This is a genomic window from Haloarcula amylolytica JCM 13557 (genome assembly GCF_000336615.1).
Taxonomy (GTDB): Archaea; Halobacteriota; Halobacteria; order Halobacteriales; family Haloarculaceae; genus Haloarcula; species Haloarcula amylolytica.
Genome location: NZ_AOLW01000006.1, coordinates 118,150 through 139,665 on the forward strand (window position 1 = coordinate 118,150; position 21,516 = coordinate 139,665).

Annotated in this window: 23 protein-coding genes and 2 tRNA genes; 8 read left to right on the forward strand and 17 right to left on the reverse strand. The window is 64.9% G+C overall.

Annotated elements, in window-relative coordinates:
- Positions 1-30: 30 nt before the first annotated feature.
- Positions 31-1,905 (reverse strand): SLC13 family permease, encoded by a 1,875-nt coding sequence (locus C442_RS00925; RefSeq protein WP_008307144.1) that lies wholly within the window; start codon positions 1,903-1,905, stop codon positions 31-33.
- A gap of 142 nt (positions 1,906-2,047) precedes the next feature.
- Here C442_RS00925 and C442_RS21985 point away from each other — a divergent pair, with 142 nt between their 5' ends.
- The gene (locus C442_RS21985; protein WP_008307145.1) at positions 2,048-2,221 is read left to right on the forward strand and encodes a glycyl radical enzyme family protein; all 174 of its coding nucleotides are present in this window, start codon (positions 2,048-2,050) and stop codon (positions 2,219-2,221) included.
- 33 nt (positions 2,222-2,254) lie between these two features.
- Here the strand turns inward: C442_RS21985 and C442_RS00930 are convergent, their stop codons facing one another.
- The 3 genes from C442_RS00930 to C442_RS00940 all read right to left on the reverse strand — a co-directional run bounded on the left by C442_RS00930 (position 2,255) and on the right by C442_RS00940 (position 7,203).
- Complete coding sequence (locus C442_RS00930) at positions 2,255-4,426, reverse strand: hypothetical protein (RefSeq protein ID WP_008307146.1); 2,172 nt, start codon at positions 4,424-4,426, stop codon at positions 2,255-2,257.
- 79 nt (positions 4,427-4,505) lie between these two features.
- On the reverse strand, positions 4,506-6,551 hold the full coding sequence (locus tag C442_RS00935) for a DEAD/DEAH box helicase (protein WP_008307148.1): 2,046 nt from the start codon (positions 6,549-6,551) through the stop codon (positions 4,506-4,508).
- A 286-nt stretch (positions 6,552-6,837) separates the two neighbouring features.
- Positions 6,838-7,203: a cupin domain-containing protein gene (locus C442_RS00940; protein WP_008307150.1), complete on the reverse strand. Its 366-nt coding sequence runs from the start codon at positions 7,201-7,203 to the stop codon at positions 6,838-6,840.
- Between the two features lie 101 nt (positions 7,204-7,304).
- Here C442_RS00940 and C442_RS00945 point away from each other — a divergent pair, with 101 nt between their 5' ends.
- Positions 7,305-8,510 (forward strand): CBS domain-containing protein, encoded by a 1,206-nt coding sequence (locus C442_RS00945; protein WP_008307151.1) that lies wholly within the window; start codon positions 7,305-7,307, stop codon positions 8,508-8,510.
- A 3-nt stretch (positions 8,511-8,513) separates the two neighbouring features.
- Here the strand turns inward: C442_RS00945 and C442_RS00950 are convergent, their stop codons facing one another.
- The 4 genes from C442_RS00950 to C442_RS00965 form a co-directional block, all read right to left on the reverse strand.
- A complete protein-coding gene (locus tag C442_RS00950) occupies positions 8,514-9,158 on the reverse strand; it encodes a phosphoribosyltransferase (RefSeq protein WP_008307152.1) in 645 nt (214 codons plus the stop codon).
- A gap of 91 nt (positions 9,159-9,249) precedes the next feature.
- Positions 9,250-9,528, reverse strand: a complete 279-nt coding sequence (locus C442_RS00955) for a hypothetical protein (protein ID WP_008307154.1) — start codon at positions 9,526-9,528, stop codon at positions 9,250-9,252.
- A gap of 43 nt (positions 9,529-9,571) precedes the next feature.
- Positions 9,572-10,420, reverse strand: coding sequence for an HNH endonuclease (locus C442_RS23030; protein ID WP_049942751.1), 849 nt, complete (start codon positions 10,418-10,420; stop codon positions 9,572-9,574).
- Between the two features lie 104 nt (positions 10,421-10,524).
- A tRNA-His gene (locus C442_RS00965) sits at positions 10,525-10,595 on the reverse strand.
- Positions 10,596-10,774: 179 nt separating this feature from the next.
- On the opposite strand from C442_RS00965, the gene C442_RS00970 reads away from it, so the two are divergent.
- Positions 10,775-11,227 (forward strand): DUF5814 domain-containing protein, encoded by a 453-nt coding sequence (locus C442_RS00970; RefSeq protein WP_004590290.1) that lies wholly within the window; start codon positions 10,775-10,777, stop codon positions 11,225-11,227.
- Here C442_RS00970 and C442_RS00975 read toward each other — a convergent pair.
- A complete protein-coding gene (locus tag C442_RS00975; RefSeq protein WP_004515935.1) occupies positions 11,219-11,653 on the reverse strand; it encodes a CopG family transcriptional regulator in 435 nt (144 codons plus the stop codon). The genes C442_RS00970 and C442_RS00975 overlap by 9 nt on opposite strands.
- A 134-nt stretch (positions 11,654-11,787) precedes the next feature.
- On the opposite strand from C442_RS00975, the gene C442_RS00980 reads away from it, so the two are divergent.
- Positions 11,788-12,216: a VOC family protein gene (locus C442_RS00980; protein ID WP_008307157.1), complete on the forward strand. Its 429-nt coding sequence runs from the start codon at positions 11,788-11,790 to the stop codon at positions 12,214-12,216.
- Positions 12,217-12,265: 49 nt separating this feature from the next.
- On the opposite strand, the gene C442_RS00985 is transcribed toward C442_RS00980, so the two are convergent.
- Both C442_RS00985 and C442_RS00990 read right to left on the reverse strand, forming a co-directional pair.
- Positions 12,266-12,880: an RPA family protein gene (locus tag C442_RS00985; RefSeq protein ID WP_004590293.1), complete on the reverse strand. Its 615-nt coding sequence runs from the start codon at positions 12,878-12,880 to the stop codon at positions 12,266-12,268.
- A complete protein-coding gene (locus tag C442_RS00990) occupies positions 12,881-13,825 on the reverse strand; it encodes a replication factor A (protein WP_008307158.1) in 945 nt (314 codons plus the stop codon).
- A 178-nt stretch (positions 13,826-14,003) separates the two neighbouring features.
- On the opposite strand from C442_RS00990, the gene C442_RS00995 reads away from it, so the two are divergent.
- Together C442_RS00995 and C442_RS01000 are read left to right on the forward strand one after the other, a co-directional pair.
- Positions 14,004-14,288: a DUF7091 family protein gene (locus C442_RS00995; RefSeq protein ID WP_008307159.1), complete on the forward strand. Its 285-nt coding sequence runs from the start codon at positions 14,004-14,006 to the stop codon at positions 14,286-14,288.
- An 81-nt stretch (positions 14,289-14,369) separates the two neighbouring features.
- Positions 14,370-15,365, forward strand: a complete 996-nt coding sequence (locus C442_RS01000) for a mannose-1-phosphate guanylyltransferase (protein WP_008307160.1) — start codon at positions 14,370-14,372, stop codon at positions 15,363-15,365.
- Between the two features lie 21 nt (positions 15,366-15,386).
- Here the strand turns inward: C442_RS01000 and C442_RS01005 are convergent, their stop codons facing one another.
- Both C442_RS01005 and C442_RS01010 read right to left on the reverse strand, forming a co-directional pair.
- The gene (locus C442_RS01005) at positions 15,387-16,169 is read right to left on the reverse strand and encodes an SDR family oxidoreductase (protein ID WP_008307161.1); all 783 of its coding nucleotides are present in this window, start codon (positions 16,167-16,169) and stop codon (positions 15,387-15,389) included.
- 76 nt (positions 16,170-16,245) lie between these two features.
- Entirely contained in the window at positions 16,246-16,695 is a 450-nt protein-coding gene (locus C442_RS01010; RefSeq protein WP_008307162.1) for a TRAM domain-containing protein, read from the reverse strand.
- A gap of 145 nt (positions 16,696-16,840) precedes the next feature.
- Between C442_RS01010 and C442_RS01015 the strand changes: the two genes are divergently transcribed.
- A complete protein-coding gene (locus C442_RS01015) occupies positions 16,841-18,304 on the forward strand; it encodes a M61 metallopeptidase family protein (RefSeq protein ID WP_049942752.1) in 1,464 nt (487 codons plus the stop codon).
- A 131-nt stretch (positions 18,305-18,435) separates the two neighbouring features.
- Positions 18,436-18,798 carry a group I truncated hemoglobin gene (locus C442_RS01020; protein WP_008307164.1) on the forward strand — a complete coding sequence of 121 codons (363 nt, stop codon included), beginning with the start codon at positions 18,436-18,438 and terminating at the stop codon, positions 18,796-18,798.
- 592 nt (positions 18,799-19,390) lie between these two features.
- Here C442_RS01020 and C442_RS01025 read toward each other — a convergent pair.
- The 4 genes from C442_RS01025 to C442_RS01040 all read right to left on the reverse strand — a co-directional run bounded on the left by C442_RS01025 (position 19,391) and on the right by C442_RS01040 (position 21,489).
- Positions 19,391-19,495 (reverse strand) — tRNA-Arg (locus tag C442_RS01025).
- Positions 19,496-19,549: 54 nt separating this feature from the next.
- On the reverse strand, positions 19,550-19,846 hold the full coding sequence (locus C442_RS01030; RefSeq protein WP_008307165.1) for a hypothetical protein: 297 nt from the start codon (positions 19,844-19,846) through the stop codon (positions 19,550-19,552).
- Positions 19,846-20,943 carry a DUF373 family protein gene (locus C442_RS01035; RefSeq protein WP_008307166.1) on the reverse strand — a complete coding sequence of 366 codons (1,098 nt, stop codon included), beginning with the start codon at positions 20,941-20,943 and terminating at the stop codon, positions 19,846-19,848. The genes C442_RS01030 and C442_RS01035 overlap by 1 nt, the downstream gene beginning before the upstream one ends.
- Before the next feature lie 45 nt (positions 20,944-20,988).
- Complete coding sequence (locus C442_RS01040) at positions 20,989-21,489, reverse strand: phosphate-starvation-inducible PsiE family protein (protein ID WP_008307167.1); 501 nt, start codon at positions 21,487-21,489, stop codon at positions 20,989-20,991.
- Positions 21,490-21,516 lie beyond the last annotated feature (27 nt).

Below are 21,516 nucleotides of genomic sequence, written 5' to 3' on the forward strand. Positions count from 1 at the left end.
AGTAAAGGGTTTCGTTGCGAGGCCGCCGTGTCACGCGGGAGCGAGGCCCCAGAAGTACGCGATGCCGAGGGTCGTCACGACGGCGAAGACGGCCTGTAGCGGCGCACCGACCTTCAGATAGTCAGTGAATCGGTACCCGCCGGGACCGTAGACGAGGAGGTTCGTCTGGTACCCGACCGGCGTCATGAACGCCGTCGAGGCGGCGAAGGTGACGGCGAGGACGAACGCGAAGGCGTTGGCGTTCAGCTGTTGGGCGGTCTCGATGGCGACGGGGATCATCAGGACGACGGAGGCGTTGTTCGAGATGATATTCGTCAGCAGCGCCGTGACGAGGTACATCAGCCCGAGGACGACGGCGAGGCCGCCCCCGGCGGTGAGGACGCTGCCGGCACCCACGACGAACAGCTCCGCGAGCAGGTCAGCGCCGCCGGTCTCCTGCAGGGCGACACCCAACGGGATGACGCCGGCAAGCAGAAAGACGACGTCCCATTGGACGGCGTCGTACAGTTCCGACGGGCGGAGACAGCCGGTGAGGACCATCGCGAGCGCGCCGCCCAGCGCCGAGATGACGATGTGAATCGGCGTCAGCGCGGCGACGCCGACGACGGCGGCGACGATGCCGACTGCGACGGGAATCTTCGACCGGCGGAAGTCCGGCCGTTCGACCTCCTGGGCGACGATGAAGTCGTTGTTGCGGTTGAGACGGTCGATGCTGTCGGGGGTGGCCTGCACTAACAGCGTATCGCCGATGCGGAGTTTGACATGGTCCATCCGCTGGCGGTACAGCTCCTGGCCGTGGCGAAGTGCCAGCACGGTCGCGTCGTAGCGCTGGCGGAAGCTCGTGGAGACGAGCGTCTCACCGATGAGCGAGGAGCCGGGAGCGACGACGACCTCGACGAGGTTCTTTCGCTCGTTTGCGGCCTCCAGTTCTGCCTCACCGACCTCGACTTCGGGAATCACGTCCAGCCCTTCGACGTCGAGGAGGTCGACGAGCGTGTCCCGGCCCGTCCGAATCGCGAAGACGTCGCCGGCTCGAATCGTTTTCTGGCCGAACGGTTCGAGGAACGTGCGTTTCTCGCGGACCAACTGGACGATGTCCACGTCGAACTCAGAGACCCTGAGCGCCTCCTCGACGGTCTGGCCGATGAGCGGAGAATCGTCGCGGACAATGACCTCGGTGAGATACTCGCCCATCTCGAACTCCTCGGTGAGGTCTTCTTCCGCCGGGATGCGCGATGGAACCAGATAGCGCCCGACGGTAAGCAGGTAGATTGTCCCGACGATGGTCACGATGATGCCGAGCTGGGTGAACTCGAACATGCTGAACGGGCGGCCGAGCAGTTCCGCCGAGAGCTGCGAGGCGAGGATGTTCGTCGAGGTGCCGATGAGCGTCAGCATCCCGCCGAACATCGAGGCGTAGGACAGCGGCAGCAGCAGTTTCGACGGCGAGAGCTTGCCCTTGTGCGCGATATCGGTGACCATCGGAAGGAGGATGGCGACGGCGGCGGTGTTGTTGATGAACCCGGAGATGGGCGCGACCAGACCGACGGTCGCACCGAGCTGTCTCGTCTCGCTGTCCCCGGTCAGCGAGGCGATTTTCGCGCCGAGGATCTGGACGATACCCGTCCGCTGGACGCCGTCGGAGAGAATGAACATCGCCAGCACCGTTATCGTCGCCGTCGAGGCGAAGCCGGAGAGCCCGCGGTCCAGCGGCGAAATCCCGTCACCGGCCTGGTGTAACACGTACACCGGCTCGGCGAGCAGCCCGAGGTCGACCGCGAGCACCGTCACCGGTTCGGCCAGCATCAGCGCGACCATGACGGCGATAGCAGTCACGTCGACTGGCAGCGCCTCCGTCGCAAACAGCACCAGCGCAGCGACGATAACCGCGAAGACGAACAACATCCCCGGCGTAACAGGTGGCAGCGACACGTCTGGCCCCTGCGCCGCCAGTGACAAAAGCATGGGTCGTTTGCAAGCGAGGGCGTCCGCTCACACCCTGACCAGGCAGCCGACGTTTATCCCTGTCCGGGCCGAAGGAGTGGCAATGAGCCTTTTCAACGATCTCGGTCGAAAAGTCGAGGAGCTGAAACAGGAGGTCGGGAGCGCGACCGACGACGAAGCTACCCACCGGTGTATCGAGTGTGACACGCTCCTCTACACGGACCACGACGAGTGTCCCGAATGTGGGAGTACGTCGGTCATACCCCTGTCCGACTAGGAACAGCGGGGAACGTGGCCGGCGTCGCGTCGCTCACCGCGTCGGCCCGTCACGACCCAGGTCTTGGAGTAGAGCGTCGTAGCTCCGGCCGAACACCGCCTGTTTTCTGAGCGACGTTATCGCGACCTCGAAGACGGGGACGGCGAACTGCCCGGCCGGCCCGCCGACGACGACAGCCGCTTCGTGATCCGTCTCGTCGGTCCACTCGCCGTCGAGTTGCCGGACGAGCACCTCGCCGAAGTAGCCGCCGAGTTCCCGCACGACGCTGGTGAACGCGCGGTCGTCGAACGACGCGTCGCTCCCGAACGTCGTCTCGGCGAAGCGCTCGTCGTCCCACTCCGCGTCGACCAGATCGTCGAGCCGCGAAAGCGAGGCCGGCGAGAAGTCGAGGTCGTGTTCGCCCCAGAAGTCGGCGAACTCGACGGCGGTGTCGGCGTGTTCTGCGCGGACTGTTCCGGGCTCCCACGAGCGATCCATCGAGTCAGCGGTCGAGTCGCCGTCGGTGGGGATGGCTGTCTCACCCTCGTCGGGGGCCGCTGTCTCAGCCGTCTCGTCAGCGGCCGCGCTCTGTGACGGTGCAGTCTCAGTGGCATCAGACGTCTCGACATCCCCGACAGGAGCCGATGTGTCGGGACGATCATCGGACTGTTCCACGGCATCGGATTCCGCAACGGCTGCCGGCGTGTCATCGACTCCCGCGGCGTCAGCGGTGTCTGCAGGCGACTCGTCACCCGTGGTTTCGGAAACCGCCTCCGCGTCTGTAGCGGCGTCTGACGACGCATCCGGCGAGATATCGGGCTTCGATTCGTCGTCTATCGATATCCCGGCCGCTCCGTCGTCGGCTGTATCGGTCGCTGCTTCGTCAGCAGATGTGTCAGTTGCCGCTCCCGCGGACGCGTCGACAGTTCGGTCCTCGTCGCGAGTGTCGACAGCCGAGTCTTCGGGAAGTGTCTCGGCCGCCGGCGCTTCGTCCGAGGGGTCCGCTGTAGCACTGTCGGCTGCCGGTTCCGCTTCGTCGATGTACGCGGCCGCTTCGTCGGCAGCGGCCATATCAGCGGTATCATCGGCCGTCGTCTCGACAGCATCAGTCGTGTCAGCAGTCGGTCCGTCTTCAGAGGCGTCGAGGGCTGAGTCCGCTGCCGGTGTTTCGGCGGTTGGTTGCTCATCGGCGGTATCAACAGCCGACTGCTCGGCAGCGGTGTCGGTGCCCGACCCTGCATCGCTTGAGTCGATAGTCGACCCCTCCTCGGTGGGTTCAGCGGCCGACGGCTCGCTGCCGGCATCGTCTGACGCTGACTCGGTCGTCTCTGGGTCTGCGTCCTCGCCGATGTCAGCGGTCGAACCGTCGGCGTCGTCACTGCCCCACGGTGGCTCGTTCTCTGGCTCGTCAGCGGCCTCACTGACGGCTGGTGTGGGGTCGGTGTCGTCCGGCCGGTCTTCGCCTTCCGACTCGGATTCGACCCGCCGGACGATTCGGGTCGGCTCTGTTTCGATGGCCTGGGACGAATCGGTAGCAGCGGTGTCGCCGGCAGTTGCCTCACCTCGCTCGTCTGTCGCCGCCGGTTCGGGAGGCGCGTCGCGCTCGTTTGCTTGTCCGTCGTCGACGCGGCGAACGATCCGCGTCGGGTCGGAGACGGCGCTGTCGGCGTCGGTTTCGTCCGCGCCCGGCTCTGTCAGACCTTCGTCGTCGGTACTCTGTATGCTATCCAGTTCCAGTTCGGACTCCAGGCGCGTCACGACGGCCGCAAACACCGGCTCGTCGCCGAACGAGCGGGCGGCCACGTCGAACACCGCGACCGCCACCTCGTCGTCCGGCCCGGCAACGGCGACGCCCCATCGACCGTCGGACTGGACCCACTCGCCGTCGTAGGCTCGCACGAGGAGTTCGCCGAGGTAGCTCCCGAACCGAACCGTGTTCTCGGTGTAGGTCGTCACACTCGCGGCGTCGCCGACGGTTTTGCCGTCGTAGCTCTCCTCGATAGCCGTATCGAGGCGGGCAAGCGCATCGGGGTCGAAGGTCAGCGGGTCCGCGCCGTCGACGACGTGCTCGGCGTACTCCCGGAACGTCGTCGGGTCGAGCGTCGCTGTATCCAGAAGGTCCGGCCCGTCGTCGGACGGCGGGTCGCCCCTGGCCGCCCGCTCGTCCCCGTCGGTCGACGAGTCATCGCCACCGACGGCGCGACGGATCGTATCGAACAGGCCCATGGACACCGGAAGTACGTGCCGCTACAAGAATGTACGCCGAAAGGATACTTGGCCGACAGGTCTGCGGAACGAAAACGGTTCAGTGCTCGTCGCGCAGTTCCATGTCGGCGACGATCTCGTAGGGGTGCTGTCCCTTCCGGATGCCGTCGAGCAGTTGGAACGACTCGTCGGGCGCGAGGAAGTGCCGGGTCACGGCTCGGCCGAGCGGCGTCGGTGAGAGGCCGTCGATAAATTCGTACTCCAGTAGCTTCCCCAGCGCGTGTTTCGTCGGCACCTCGCCGACCATCCGGTCGTTGAGCCGCTTGGCCTGCTTGCCGGCGACGGTGACGTTCGCCAGCGTCTCCTCGACGGCCGCGCCCTCGTCGTAGCGGGTGATGACCGGCTCCATCTCGCCTTTCAGGAGCTTGAACGCCACCTCGTCCTCGGTCATCTCCATGCTGTTGTGGTACGAACAGTCCGGCTCGACCAGCATGTAGACGGTGCCCTTGTCGTGGTAGTCCGGGCGGCCGGCCCGGCCGAGCATCTGGCTGAACTCCTGGACGGTGAGCCACTCGATACCCATCGCAAGCGAGTCGAAGATGACCTGCGAGGCCGGGAAGTCGACCCCCGCTGCGAGGGCCGCCGTCGTCACAACCGCCGCGAGGTCCTGGTCAGCGAACTGCCGCTCGACCCGCTGGCGCTTCCGGTTGTCCAGCCCGGCGTGGTACGGCGCGGAGCTGTACTCCAGTTTCCGTGAAATCTGGTGGCAGCGCCGTCGGGAGTTCGTGAAGATGATAGTCTGACCGCGGTACCCCTTGCTGGACTTGTTGTCGAAGGCCCGCTTGACGAGCTTCTTTTCCGTCTCGATCTTCTCGCGGCCGTCGGCGAACGTGACGTGGCGCTCGATGGGGACCGGCCGCTCCTCGAACTCGATGAGCGTCGCCCGGAGCTGGTCGGCCAGTTGGCCTGGATTGCCGACCGTCGCCGAGAGGTAGATCCACTGCGTGTCGCCGCTGTCAGGTGCGCCACCTGATTCACAGTAGTATTTGAGTCTGGAAATCAGGCCGTCGAGCCGGTGTCCCCGTTCGTCTTCACCGAGCGTGTGGACCTCGTCGATGACCACGGTGCCGACCGTCCCGAGGTCCTTGCCGGTCCGGAGCGCGTGGTCGATTCCCTCGTAGGTCCCGACGATGACATCGGCTTCGGGGTCGAACCGCCCACCCTCGTCAGCGATGCGGCTCGCGCCCACGCGCAGCGACACGTCGACCATGTCGCCGTAGCGGTCTTGAAACTGCTCGTACTTCTGGTTCGCGAGTGCGACCAGCGGGACGAGAAACAGCATCGTGCCCTTGTTGTTCAGGACGCGGTCGATACCCGCCATCTCGCCGATGAGCGTCTTCCCCGTCGCCGTCGCGCTCACGACCAGCTGGTCGCGGCCCTCGGTGGCCCCGTGCTCGACGGCGAGACTCTGGACCGGCAGCAGCGTGTCGAACCGGGATTCGAGATGGTCCTGCATTCCCGGGTGAAGGTCCAGCGAGTCGACGCGAACGGGGTCGACCTCGTCGACGGTGGCCGAAATCTCGTCGAACTTCGTCAGGTCTGGGTCCAGTTGGCCTGACAGGAGGTTCGTCACCCGGTCGAGGTCCTGCACCTCGAGTAAGAGCTCTTCGAGCCGGTCGCGGGCGTCGCCGCTGATACTCCCCTTGAACGCGAGTTCGCGGTCGAGCTGGTGGCGAGCGCACTCCGGGCAGATGGTCTCGTCGTCAGTCTCGATAGCCGTCTCGCTGGTAATCGGCGAGTAGCGCCCGTCGGAGGCACACAGCCGGCAGGTCCGGACGACCTTGGCCTCGATCTGGTACGCGTCGAGCATCTCGCGGATTCGCTCGCGTGCACGCGGAGCAGTCTGCTCGGAAATACGAATGCGGGCCGCACGGCGGGCGAGGTCGACGAACTGGTCGGGCGACCGAAGCTCCTCGCTGGTCCCGTCCTTGACGCGGAGCCGACGCGGGCGGGGGCCGGCGTCGGTCTCTTTCAGTTCGAGGATGCCGTGGAAGAGGCGCTCGCCGTCCCGGTGCGCGGCGACGCGGAACTCCTCGCCGTGTTCGTGGAGGAACAGCGTCTCTACCTGTGCGGCCTGCTGTGACACAGTCGTCTAGAGGCGACTGCGCTACTTGAGCGGTTCGGACTAGCTGTGGGTGTTACTGGTGCTGTGACAGTTGATTTAAACAGCCGGAAAGCCCCGGTCGGCTACGCTCCCGCGCCTCGCTGTGCGCTTCCCTCGCTTCGCTCGGTACAGTGCTTGCGTCGTCGGGGTTCGCGTAGCCGACCGCCCCTTTCAGTCCCACCCAGCATGGCTTGTCCAACGAGCGACGGGTAGGGCAGTCTGGCCCGCACTGTTCCAAGTACGGGGAGAAGTGAACTGTTGCTCCGGGTCACCCTTGCAGTTTGATTTCGTCGTCGCCGGCGGGAACCGCACAGAGGAACGCGCCCGGTTCGTCGCCGTCGTTACGGTACCAGTGGACAGCGCCGGCGGGGATGTGGAGGCTGTCACCGGCCTCGACTGCGTGCTCCTCGCCTTCGATGCCGACGGTGTACCGTCCGGAAAGGACGTACTGCTCGTGTTCGATTTCGTTGGTGTGTTTCGGCACGCTGCCGCCGGGGGCGAGCGTGAAGCGACGGAGTGCGAGGTTCCCGCCGCCGTTACCCTCGCCGATGAGAACACCCTTTTCCAGCCCGTCGGCGGCGTCGACGGGTTCGTACTCGATGTCGTCCGCGCAGCGAATCAGTGGGTCGCTCATGTGTGGTCCATCGCAGGTGCGTTGCAAAAGGCGTGCCGGCGTCGGTAACCGTGGCAGTCCCGCCAAGGGGGCTTAAGACCGTCCCCCGACAAACGACGGGTATGCGCCGGTTTCGTATCGGAAGCGCGTTCGGAATCCCGATCCAGTTGGATCTGACGTTTCTCCTCGTGCTACCGCTGTTCGCCTGGATTATCGGGACACAGATCGAACAGACGACTGAGCTGTTGAACGGGACGCTGAACGCCGGGCTGGACGTGGCCATCCTCACCGACGGTGCGCTCGTCTGGGTGCTCGGCATCGGGGCGGCCGTGGGGCTGTTCACTGGCGTTGTCCTCCACGAGCTCGGCCACTCGCTGGTCGCAATCCGGTACGGCTTCCCCATCGACTCCATCACACTCTGGCTGTTCGGCGGCATCGCCCAGCTCAGCGAGATGCCAGAAGACTGGAAGCAGGAACTGGTCATCGCTATTGCCGGCCCAATCGTCAGCGTCGCCGTCGGTGCCGTCTGTTTCGTCGCGTTCCAAATTCTCCCGAGCGGCGTGGGGACCATCGTCGAATCGGCGCGGTTCATCCTCGGCTATCTGGCGCTGATGAACATCGCACTGGCGGCGTTCAATATGCTCCCCGGCTTCCCGATGGACGGCGGCCGCGTCCTGCGCGCGCTGCTGGCCCGCCGGCGGTCCTACGCCAGAGCCACCACCATCGCCGCCGAGGTCGGGAAGGTGTTCGCCGTCTTCCTCGGCCTCTTCGGCATCTTCGTCCTCGGGAACATCTTCCTCGCCGGCTTGGCCTTCTTCATCTACATCGGCGCGGCAGGCGAGTCCCGCCAAACCTCGATGCGGGCCGCGTTCGAGGGCGTCACCGTCGCGGACGTGATGACGCCGGCGGACCACGTAACGACAGTCCCCGAGGACATGTCCGTCCGGGAGCTCATCCAGACGATGTTCAAGGAGCGCCACACCGGCTATCCGGTCGAGCGCGGCGGCGAGGTCGTCGGCCTCGTCACGCTCGAAGACGCCCGCGCCGTCCAGGAGGTCGAGCGCGAGGCCTACACCGTCGGCGACGTGATGACGACGGAGATCATCACGATCAGCCCGGACACCGATGTGATGGACGCGCTGACCTCGCTCCAGCAGAACTCCGTCGGTCGCCTGCTCGTCACCGACGAGGACGGCTCCTTCGAGGGGTTACTCACCCGGACAGACATCATGACAGCGCTCTCGATTATCAAGTCCAGCGGCGACTTTACCCCCATCGGTGAGACGGAGACCGAGACTGTCCGGCCGGAATCAAGGATAGAGCGGTAACGGTCACTCGCCGTCGAGATACGACATCGCGTCCTCGTCGGAAACCTGGTCGAACTGCTCGTAGTACTGGCCGACAGCGCGGAACGCCGACGGGACTTCCAGACAGACCACTTCGTCGACCAGCGCTTCGAGGTCCGAAATCGCCCGCGGCGAAGCGACCGGCACCGCAAGCACGAGTCGCTCGGGACCGGCCTGTCGAATCTGCTCGATGCAGGCCCGCGCCGTCGCGCCCGTCGCCACGCCGTCGTCGACGAGACACACCCGCTTGCCTGTGAGCGGCGACGACTCCGAGTCGCGGTAGCGCTGGGCTTTCTGTCGGGCGGCGTCCGCCATTTCCGCTCGTGTGCTCGCAACGTAGTCGCGGGGAACCTCTCGTCGCTCGATGACATCGGTGTTGAGCCAGACCGACCCGTCGGCGGCGACAGCGCCGATAGCGTACTCGGGATTGTTCGGTGCGCCGATCTTCTTTGCGACCGCGATGTCCAGCGGCACGTCCAGCGCGTCAGCAACGGGACGCGCCACTGGCAGCCCACCGCGCGGTATCGCGAGGACGATGTCGACCGCGATGTCCCGCTCGCGCAACGCCTCTCCCAGCCGCCGACCGGCAGTCTGCCTGTTCTCGAACGTCGGGGAGCGGTTGCGTCCCATACTGGTTAGTTCGCTGTCGGGAAGCAAATATCTCCGCATTCTAACGACTGCTGGATTGCCAACTGGACTCTCGCCCCAGTCGACGACGGCGTTACTCGTCGGACAGCGCCGCGGCAATCGCTTCGAGTTCCCCCTTCCGGAAGGGCTGCTCCGCGTCCGCCGGGTCATCGTCGTCCCGCTCGCCGATTTGCCAGAGAATTCCCGCCCGCATCTGTGGTTTCGACGGCAACCGGTCGGTGTCGATATCGTACCCGACAGCCCCGCAGATAGCCGCCAGAGCTTCCTTGGTAAAGGCCGTCGAAACCGGGCGTTCGTACCGCCCGACAGCCTCGCGGATCTCGTTCCGCAGTTCGTCGACAGTGGGTGACATACGCGTACTGGCGGCGGGACTGATTGTGTAGATTCCGGTCCGGTTACGCCATCGCGCCGCCTGCGACGGGGGCATCAGTCCGAGGGATGCCGGCCCGCCAGCGCAGTTCCGACGGCGAGACCCGACCGAACTCCGCGCGACGATGACAGCCCGGACACAGCGAGACGACGTTGTCCAGCGTGTGTGCGTCCCGGACGGCGAGGGCCGGCATCGCGGCGAACAGCCGGACCGGCACGATGTGGTGCACGTCCGGGTTCCGCCCCAGGTCGTCGGCAGCAGCGCCACACAGCACGCAGGCGTGGTCGTCGCGCTCCAGGGCCTGCTCGCGCACCGCCCGCCATCCCGGCCCGTATTCGCCGACGCCACCGCCGCGCCAGTTCGGATGTCCGTCGCCGGTGAACGCCTCCGAGAGCCACTCGGCGTGGCAGTCGCGGCTGCAAAGGACGACTTCGCTCTGAATCTGACTCGGATATCGCCCGATGTGGGCATCGCAAACGTCACAGGACACCGATAGTTTGCCACCGGACCACGAGTGGTGTGCAGTCCCAGAAGTTTGTGGCGGGTCACGCCAAGCCACATTTTCGACACAGTCAGAACAGTACACCCCGTCTTTTTCTGACGGGTAGTACTCGAACTCCGCGCCACAGACTTCGCAGTTCGTCTTCTCCGTCGCATCGGAAAAGTTCGGATTCGCTTCTCCTTCGTACGATACGGCAGCGTCGTGGCACGTTTCCGAGCAGTAGGCCCGGGCAGACTCACAGTAGAAGGAGTCCCCACAATGGTTGCACTCTCTGTTCGGTAACCGTTCGTCGTGGGCGCGGGTATGATGTACCCCGAGACCGCGTCGACTATCGAACACCCGACCACATGTCGGACAGTCGTATCCTGTCATATCGCATACGACCACGCGGGAGATAGTAAATCCGAGCCGGGGAGAGTGAAAGTGAAACTAAACGTGCTGCAGTTCTCAGTCGTATATGTAAGAAATTTCATACAGTCCGGGTGCGGGAATTGAACCCACGTCTCAGCCACCACAAGGCTGAAGGATACCACTACCCCAACCCGGACACGCGTGTTGAGACATCCAAAGGTATTCCGCTGGAACAGAAATACGTTACGAATCTGGAAACCAGTGAGTCGTGAGAGCGCATGACAGCGGTTGTACATCGGTTCGGAGTGGATTTCGTCCAGGTCACCGGCTGCTTCGAGACGCTTTTACACAGCCGACGCGTACAGCGAGGCACGCGTGGCCATCACGGACAAGATATACGTCAAGAACCACCAGCAACTCGCCTCCCAGCTAGAGACGAGCTTCCCGAAAGGGGCGTTCAAGGGTGCGACGCTGGACATTCTCTTTCAGGGCGAAGGGCTGGCAAAGCTCGACGAAGCCTCTAGGGAGCGAGTCCTCGATTTCGCTGAGGACTTCCTCGACTGTGACTGTGAGGCCAACCCACACTGTGGCTGTGCCGAGCGGAAGTTCATCTCGTACCTGCTGGAACTGCGCGAGCAGGGCATGGGGCCGGACGCGATCGTCGACGTGATGAGCGACGACTACATGCTGTATGCCTATCCGGGCGACGTGCTCTCGTTCCTCGATAACTCCGTCAGAACGTTAGAAGCCGTGGAGACCCTGGCCGACGTCGATGGGCGCGACGACGTCGCCGAGGACGTACAGCAGAAACGCCAGCGGTTACTCTAGGTCGTCGAAGCTGCCGATGCGATAGGAGGCGTCTTCCTCCTCGCCCTGATCGAGGTCTTCGAGGTGGATGACCTCGTCCTGATCCATCTCGTCGAGTTGCTGGCGGAGCTTCGTGACGTAGCGCTTGTGTTCTTCCAGTTGTTCGCGGAGGTGTTCGGCTTCGAGTTCGAGCCGTTCGTGTTCGCGGACGAAGCTCTTCGGAACTTCGACTTTCGGCGGGAAGCTCTCGGTGCTGGTCTCGGTTGCGTCGTCTTCGAACTCGTGTTCCGGCGCGACCTTCACCTGACCGTCGTGGGAAACAAGCGTGTCGACGTAATCCCGGAAGACGGCGGACAGCGAGATATCGCGTTCCTCGGCGATTTCGCGGAGGGTTTCGAATTTGTCCTCGCTGACGCGAAAGGAGATTGTTTTGTTTTTGTTGCCCATAGTTACGTACTGTTTTAGTAGCAACGTATTTAATCGTTTGTCAGACGCTACCGGACCGATTCCCTGGTAGCCGTGAGTCGCAACAGTCGAACCGCTGTGATTTAACAGCCGGCCGACCCCGGTTCCGGACAGAGATGGCGACAGACATCGACGCAACCGCTCACCACTTCGGTATCATCGTCAGCGACCTGGACCGTGCCATTGAGTTCTACCGCGACGTGCTCGGACTCGACGTGCTGACGCGCTTCTCGGTCGGTGACGAGGCGTTCGGCACCGCTGTCGACATCGAGGGAGCCAGCGCCGAACTGGTCCACCTCGACGCTGGCGGCGTACGCCTGGAACTGGCGACCTACGAGCCGGAAGGCGAGGCGATGCCGGACCCGGACCTCAATCGACCGGGAGCGACCCATCCCGGGCTGGAAGTCGACGACCTCGACGCCGTCGCCGACCGACTGCCCGACGAAGTCGAAACGCTCAGCGGCCCGCAGACGACCGAGAGCGGGACGACGATCATGTTCGTCGTCGATCCAGAAGGGAACCGAATCGAGCTACTAGAGCCGTAGCGTCGGCAAAACCGCTAAAGTCGAAAAAGCGGGCCGAGACCAGTCCGTTTCAGTCCGCGCTGGCTTCGGCCTGTTCGTCCTGCAGGCTTTCGAGTGCGCCGACGACCGACTGCCGGTAGTTCTCGATTGACAACTGCTCGTACTCCTCGTCGGCCATCGCGATGTACTCGTCGGTGGCCGGGTCCTCGAGGTCGGCCTCCTTGTACCGCTTGACCCGGTCGAGCGTGCGCTCGGCCGTCTCCACGACCCAGCGGTCCCGCGTCGCCTCGTCGACCTCCGAGATAGACTCGGGGCGGATCGAGACGTTGACCTCGCCCTCGTCGGTCTCGTAGGTGCGTGGCTTGCCGACGACGGCGACGTAGGCCGGGGGCTCCAGTTCGCGCAGCATCGACGCCGCGTCGGGCTGGTACTGCCCGGCGTACATGAAGAACGTGTCGCCGTTGGGGTCGACGACCCGTCCCTGCCAGTACTCGCTGTCCTCGCCGACGTCTTCGGTCTCGGTGAGGGTCCCGACCAGGAACACGCGGTTGGCGCGCTGGCCGGTCGGCAGGAGGACGTACACCGGCGCGCGGTCGTCGTCGGATTCTTTGAACGTGTAGCTCGCGTCGTTGAACTCGCGTGCGAAGACGCGCCGTGCGACCTCGCGGGTGGGTGTACTCGCCATTTAGATCGACCTCGCTTTGATGAGAATCTCGTCTGCATCCACGGCCCCGGTCAGTCGCTCCTGCTCGTCGGCGAGCAGGTAGCGGCCGAAGGTCGGGCCCCGGACGCGGTAGTACCGGCCGAGGATCTTCTGTCGCATCTCGTCTGCGACGACGGTCGTGTCGAGCGCGTCCATCGCCATCTCTTTCGCCTCTTCGAGGGCGATGCCGGTCAGTTCCTCTGTCGCCTCCTCGTCGAAGATGACCTCGGTGACCTCCTCGCCGTCGTCGAGGACGCCCTTGATTCGGAGGTCGAACTCGCCTTCGACCTCGCCGTGTTCGCTACAGCGGCCGTTCTGGAGGACGCGCGTGCAGTCGTCCTCGGGACAGCGCTTGATGAGCCCGGAGCCGGACTGGATGTCGACCAGTGCGCCCTCGGCCTCGACGCTGTCGTCGCCGACCTCGATTGCTTCGTCCAGTTCCTCGATGGTCGTCGTCCGGTTGAGCTTCACGGAGAAGCGGCCCTGGTACTCGTCGGTGACGACGTTGCGCAGGGCGTAGGACTTGCCTTCTTCGAGCGACGGGAGGTCGGACTTCGACCACTTCGTGAACTTGATCGTGCCCGTCTCGTCGCCCAGCAGGCCGACCTGGGCCACGGCGTCGGCGCGCGGCTCCCAGAGTTCGACGACCGTCGCGCGGACGTCGACCCACTCCTCGGGGGCGTCGACGTCGGCGACGTCCACCTGCTCGTTGCCGCCGCCGTCGCCGCCGCCCAGCTGGTCGCGGTCCATACCGGCCTCGTCGAGGTACGTGTTAACGACGCTTCGGCGGGCCTCGCTGATCGGGACCTGATAGTCGTTCACCAGCGTATCGAGCCGCTCGACGACGTCGTCGACGTCGATCTCTAGCTGGTCGGAAAACTGCTCGTGTATCTCTGTCGCGTGGGTACGCAAATCTGACTCAGTCATTGGCTTTCACTGTCTCCGCCTGGTTTTCGTTGGGAGACATCCGACGCTTGGTCGCCTTCGGTAATAAACACTCGCCCGGCGGAGTGAAAGTGAAGCTGCGTTCGGATGTCGTGGCCCCTGAATTGAGCTGTGAGAGCCACGCGAGAAGATTGATTTGTCGGCGGGCACAACGGTCGGTATGGCCGACGACGACCGCCTCGCACGGTTCATCCGAGATACCTTGCGGTCGGCCGAGCAGCAGCTCTCGGACGCGAAGAAGGCCTATCAGAACGGCAAGCGGTCGGCGGAGGCCGGCCTGCCCAGGGACGAGGAGGGGCGGGCCCGCATCGTCTGTCGCCGCCACGCCGAGTACCGCGCGGTGTCGATGGACGAGCAGCGCCGGCCGGTGTGTTACGACGCCGAGAACCCGGACTGTCAGGGCTGTGTCGAAGACATCAGAGACGGCACGATAGAGACGTGGTAGCCAACCGACGGCAGTGGATTCACCGGGTCGCATCTCGGTCACCAGTACAACACTTTAGCACCGGCCGGGCGAACGCCGAGTATGGAGCGACCAATCGTCGCGCTCGTCCTGGCCGGGGGAACCGGCACACGGCTGTATCCGGCGAGCCGGAGCGACCGGCCAAAGCAGTTTCTCTCCTTTGGCCGAGAACAGTCCCTGCTCGCCGAGACGGTCAACCGTGTCGGCTTCGCGGACGAGACATACGTTCTGACCCGGGAGTCATTCGCCGACGGGGTGCGTGAACGCGCCCCTAGTGCGGCAGTGCTGACCGAGCCAGCGCCCAAAGACACCGGGCCGGCGCTTGCTTACGCGGCGCATCGCATCCGCGAGCAGGTCGGCGACTGCGTCCTGCTGTGTCTGCCGAGCGACCACCGGATTTCGGGACCGTTCTCGGATGTCGCCCGCACGGCGGCGCGGGTCGCAGTGGAAACCGAGGGGCTCGTCACCGTCGGTATCGAGCCGGACCGGCCAGCGACCGGCTACGGCTACATCAAGCCCGGGGCGTCCGAGAACGGCTTCGCACCGGTCGAGACGTTCCATGAGAAGCCCGACCGGGAGACCGCGACGGCGTACGTCCGGGAGGGCTTCTACTGGAACGCCGGGCTGTTCGCCTGGACGCCGACGGCGCTCCTGTCCGCCGCGGCGTCCTCGCCGCTTGCACCGATGGTCGAGCGGTTGGATCAAGGCGATTACGACGCCGCATTCGACGCCGTCGACCCGGTGAGCATCGACTACGCTGTGCTCGAAGACGCCGAGAACGCCTTCGTCGTCCCGGCGGCGCTGGACTGGGACGACCTGGGGTCGTGGGACGCCTTCGAGCGCATCCTCAACAAACAGGACGGAAACGCGGTGCTGGGGGAGGCGGTCACCATCGACGCCGATGGGAACGTGCTGGTGAGCGACGGGCACGTCAGCGCCGTCGGCGTCGAAGACCTCGTGGTAGCCACCTTCGACGACCGAACGCTCGTCGTCCCGAAAGACGAGGCTCAGCGCGTTCGGGAGGTCGTGTCGGAGCTACGCGATGACGAGCGATTCTGAGCGGATCGGCGGCCAGGGCTGTTAGCTCCGCATCGCGCCGCCGTCGACGGGCAGGGCCGTCCCGGTGACGTAGGAGGAGCGGGCCGACGAGAGGAACGCCACCACGTCTCCGAGTTCCTCGGGCTGGCCGACGCGCTGGAGCGGCGCGTCGGACCAGGATTCGATGCCCTCCTCGTAGGAGTCGTACTCGCCGCGCTCGACGGCCGCCTCGACGAGTTCCTCGATGCGGGGCGTCTCGTGTGCGCCGGGCAGGACCGCGTTCACGCGGACTTCCGGTGCGAACTCGCGGGCCTGCGTCTTCATCAGGCCGATGACGGCTCGACGGACAGCGTTCGAGAGCACCAGGTCGTCGATGACCTCCCGGACTGAACGGGAGGTGATGTTGACGATGGTCCCGGCCTCCGACTCCCGGAGGTAGGGGTAGGCGGTCTTGGTCGTCCAGACGGCGCTCATCACCAGCAGGTCGTACGCGCCGTACCAGTCCCGTTCCGTCGTCTCCATGAACGGTCCGGGGGCGGGGCCACCGGCGCTGGTGACGACGTGATCGAGGCCGCCGAAGCTGTCGACGGTCTCCTCGACGAGCGCCTCGATCTGGTCGGGGTCAGTGATGTCGGCCTCGACGGCCAGTACATCGCCGTCGCCGACCGATTCGAGCCGGTCCCGTGCCTCGTCGACGTGTTCGGGCGTTCGGCCACAGACGGCCACGTCGGCTCCCTCAGCGGCGAGGGCTTCGGCGCTCGCGAGTCCGAGGCCGCTCGTCGCGGCGGTACACAGCGCTGCGTTGCCATCGAGTTCGAGGTCCATGTCCGGGAGAAGTACCGACTGTCCCAAAGAAGTCCCGCTCGCAAACTGTCCCAATGACTGTCGACCGCGGACTGTCCTAGCTGCCCCAGAAGTTGTCCCGGCTCCCGAGACGCCGGCCGTCGTCGGGGTCGTCGTCCGTCTCGTCGGTCTCGGTGTCGCTCTCGTCGGTTTCGGATTCGGAGAGGTCCTCGTCCATCTCCAGTCGCTCGACCTCCTCGGCGCGGGCGTGGTTCGAGTGGACGTTGGTCACCTTGACCAGCGAGCGGGCCGGCGGGAGCACGCCGTCCACCATGATGATGAAGCCGTCCTCGGTCCGACCGACGCCGGCACCGCTCTCGTGGATGTCCTCGACGTCGACGGCGACTTCCTCGCCCATCTTGACCGGCTGGCTCTTGAGCTCCGAGATCGGCTGGTTGTAGTGATTGCACCACTCGGCGCCGCCACGGTCGCCGTAGTGGGTACAGCCCATCCCCTGGATTCGTTCGGTGAATTTGGGACAGTCGTCTGCGAGCGGACAATCGGCCATATCAGGGGATAACGTGGCCGCTGGCAAAACGCTTGCGACCCCATCTCCGCGCCGCACAGCCTGTTATTACGTTTGAGATTTTCACCGGCACACACTTTACTGCCACTCGCTGGTTGTCGCGTAGCATTCGGCAGTGCCCAGAGCTATGAGAACGCAGATGTCGGCAGGGCTGGTTTGCCTGCTTCTGGTTTGCACGTCTCCAGTCGCCCTCGGTGTCGAGTCGAGTCCACCGGCACAAATCGGCACCAGCGACAGCGATAATTCGATTGATGTCCGGTACACAGTCGACAGAGAGCCGACCCAGACCGGTCGGGTACGGGTGACCGCGACGATTGAGCGACCACGGCACGTCACTGGACTGTCAGTTCGGACGCCGGCGGAGACGACTGTGCTTCGAGCCGACGGCCTCGAGTCCGATGGCGACCGCTGGCGTCTCAGCGGCGATACGAGGACAGCACAGTTGACCTACACTGTGCCGGTCGGACTCTCGACGACGTTCGGCCAGCGGACCGCCGACACCGACAACTGGACGCTGCTGGCCAGACAGGAAGTGTCACTGCGTGCCCGCTGGCGCTGGCACGTCGGGCCGCGGCCCACGTGGAACGAGTCGCTCGCGCTCGCGCCCGGCCAGAACGGTGTCGCCGGGCGTACGGCCGCCTACATCGGTCCCCACGAGACAGAAACCAGAACAGTCGACGGGGACCGAATCACGCTCGTTGTCCCGGCGGCTTCGGACCTGCGACCCAACCGAACCGCCGTCTTGGACTCCATCAGCCACGCGAAGCGTGCCTCGACCGCCGGAGCGGACCACGACCACATCCGCGTGTTTGTCGCGCCGAACGAACTCGCACCGGGCGGGTACACCCCGTCGAACGGCGAGTCAGATGTCATCGTCAACGCCGGCGAACCCGTCCGGACACCGGTCAACGTCTGGGTCCACGAGTACCGCCACACCCGGGAGACGTTCGAGACGACACCGGCGATGGACTGGCTCAGTGAGGGGAGCGCGGACTATCACACCGCGGCACTCACCTACAGCGCGGGCGGTATCGAAAAAGACCAGTTTCATGAGAGGATTACGACCGAGCGCCACGAAACCGCTGACCTGACACAGCCCGATAGCTGGGTCGGACCGGGCGCGCAGTACCACAAGGGAACGCGTGTCGTCGCGGCTATCGACGCCCGCCTCCGGCAGGCGACCGACGGTAACCGAACGTTCGAAACCGTCCTCGACAGGCTGACCCGGCGAGACGAGCGAATTACACTCAGGCTGTTCGCCGAGACAGTGTCGGCTGTCGCCGGGGACGACCTCGACGCGTTCGTTCGACAGGCTGTCACTGACACCGCGCCGTCGGTCCAGACCGACGCACTCAGTGACCGCGACCTGCGGCGAAGCAGCGCGGCGGATACGACCGGCCGGCGGGCGAATTTCGCGCCGTCAGTCGATAGCAGCGCGGCCACAGCGACCAGCGCCGACGACGAGGGCAAGCACGGCATCGGTACCGCACAGCCCATCACCGACCGTCACGGGGAGTGGACCGTGCTCGGGACGCTCGGCATACTGTCGGTGGTACTGGTCGGTCGGCAGCGACGGCGCAAACGGCTGTAGCGCTTCGATGATCGCTTCGCCTGCTTTGAGAGGGGCTAGGCCACGCATCGCGTCCGAGCGCCAACGCGGCGTTCTGTGCCGAATATGTTTTTCCACAACTGACATGCCGGCCGCTTACCTGTCACCTGACAATGGCATCACAGTCCATCTTCGAGCGGATCGGCGGTCGCGACGCGGTCGACGCGGTGGTCTCGGATTTCTACGACCGGGTGCTCGACGACCCGGTGCTCGACCCGTACTTCGAAGCGACCGACATGGACCAGCTCCGCAGCCACCAGGCGCAGTTCATCAGTGCCGTCGCCGGCGGACCGGTCGACTACGACGGCGATGACATGCAGACCGCCCACGAGGGCATGGGAATCACCGAGGAAGCGTTCGCCAACGTCGCGACCCACCTCGAAGCCGCGCTCCGGGAGAACGGCGTCCCCGACGACGACGTCGAAGCGATTCTCACGGAGGTCGTTGCCATGGAAGACGACATCGTAGAAGCGTAGCACTGGGGTTCGGATGCATTCAGACACAGCGCTGGAGCCGTTTGGAGACCGGAACAGCTCGGTGTCGCTGTAGGTCCGGCCCTGTGAACGAGAGCCGAGACGGCGACCGCCACACCAACGGTTCACCCATGTTTTCAAAACAATAGCTGGGTGTGAAAATGTCGCTGTTTCATACATCTCGCCGGGAAAACCATGGCTGTGGAGGGTACGAAACCGATACCATCCCCCCAAGTCGGGTTGCCGTGCCTCTGACAAGTCATGCGAGCCGACTAGGTATCGGCAGTAGTGTGCCCTTCACTGCGACATTCTGAGGACTGGTTCTGGTGGGACATACCGATGGTGACAGGCAGTTTCAGAGCGGTCAGTCGGCAGCGAACCGCGGGGGACGCTGGAATGCGACCGATGGCGCGTTTGTTGTTTTGAGAATGTGACTCCTCGGCGTGTCGCGTGGCTGTCTACGTTGCTTTTATTCGGAGATAACGGGATGGTGGGATTCTCACCCGAGGCCAGGCCTCACTCCGTTCAGTCTGGCGTGATTCGAATCCCCTGCGTGCTGCGGTTCAGCACGCTTCACTATCGTTCAGCGGCTTCACGGGCACGGTGGGATTCGAACCCACGACCGTCGGATATCTTCCCCCGATGGCACAGCCAGCGGAGATAGAAGTCCGACGCTCTATCCGGACTGAGCTACGTGCCCTCGCTGTCGTGTACTTCCGGTGGTGACAAAAGAAATGCGGAACGCGGTCGCCGGTTAGTCACCGTGGTCGAGGTCTTCTTCGACGTCATCAGCCGTCGTAATGGCGTTGACGTTCCCGGTCTGAATCGCGGTCAGCCCGTCCAGCTCACAGAGGGCGTCGATTTCGTCCTGCGTGGTCGAGACCAGCAGGTCGTCGAACTGGAGGCGGCGCTCGACGGTCGCGCCGGCGGCCGCCGCGGCCGCGGCGACACGCTCGGAGTCGGCGTCGTCGGCCGTTTCGAGAACCAGGTCGACAGGCTCGCCTTCGATGGGGTCCGCACGCAGACTCTCGACGGCACGGGAGACATACATCACTCGGACGAGGGACCGCCGGGGCCTTGATTGTGCTGTTCGGGGTGGTCGAAGCGGGCCTCCGCGACGGCGAAGGCCAGCGTGCTGACCAGGCCGAGCAGCGTCCCGCCGGTGAGCATCACCGCGAGGTACTCCAGGTCCCGAACCCCGAGGAAGAAGGCGCTGACGGCGTGCAATACGGCGGCAATCGACAGAACATAGAAGGGGGCGTTGAGATACCGCCAGCGGAAGCTGCCGTCGAGATACTCGTCGGTCACGCGGCCGAGGCTGGAGGTGATGCCGGCGGCGGCGAACCACTGGATCGCTCCCGAAACCAGCGACGCGATGACTTCGAGGGCGTCGGGGTCGGTCTGGCGTTCGAGTTCCTGAACGCCGCTGACGCCGCCGATGGCGAGCAGCGCGGCCGCGACGACGTAGGTGATGATCGTCACGCGACCGGCGTACAGCCCTGAAGTCACCCGTTCGACCGCTTCGTCCAGTATCTTCTCAGCGCCGAGGCCCCGGGCGAGGATGTAGAGCCCAAGCAGGCCAGAGATGACACCCAGCGCGGAGCCGGGGTAGCCCAGCGCCTCGATGGCGATTGTCAGCGGGTAGATGAGCAGGAGGATACCGAGCGGAACCAAAATTGTGCCGCGGGTCTCCGGGTCGTCGAGCACCTGCTTGATGGTGTAGTACATCGATTCGAGGTTCTGTGCCTGGCGGACGACGACGCGGCGGACGCCGTCGATGCGGACCCGCGAGCGGATGACGGGGACCACCGATTCGTCCTGTGCGCCGTCAGTGACGATGAGCGCCCGCACGTCCTCGCTGGCCGCCAGCGACGCGAGAACGGTATCGACCTCCTCGCCGACCGCCCGGTTGGCGGCGACGTCGCTTCCGTCGACACCGGTGACGGCCGCGACTTCGACCGGTTCGTCGGTGATGTCGTCGTAGATGTGGACGCCCTCGAAGAGGACGTTCACGTCGGAGTCCTCCGGGTCGTTCGAGGCCAGCGCCACCGCTGCGTCTACGACGGCATCGCGCCCGATGACTGGCGTCTCGATACCGGTCTTGCGGCCGAGGTCGTCGTCGAGGTCGATACACAGCACCAGCAGCATCTACCGGCGCTACGCCGTCTGTGTTTAACTTCTTTCGGGACCGCCTCACTCTGATTCCGGCAGCGTCCCGCGGGTCCGCCGCTCGACGAGCAGCAGTGCGGCGAGCCCGAGAATGATGAGCGTGTACGCCGCTGCGGCGGTGAGCGCGGCCTGTTCGGAGCTGTACTCACCGGTGCGGAAGATGATAGCCTTCCGGACCATCGCGATGACGCCCGTGTAGATGACCAGGCGAACGATACGTCGGGTTTCACTTTCCTGCGTGTACGCGACGACGGTCTGGTACACCTCGACGATGATGAACAGGAGGAGGGCAGTGTCGATGAAACCGACGACGACCAGCGGGTCGGTGATGTCGCCACGGAGCGCGCTCTGGAATATCTGGAGGCTCAGGTCGAACACGCCGATAGCAAAGAGGAGGACGATCACCAGTGCCGCGACGACTTCGACGTACCGAATCGCCGTCTCGCTGATTCCGAGCACCTTGTCGTCAAACGACTTCGCCGCCGGTAGCGGCCCGCCGACGGGGTCGGACTCCTCGTCGTCCATACGCACGAAACGAACGCCAGCCCATTC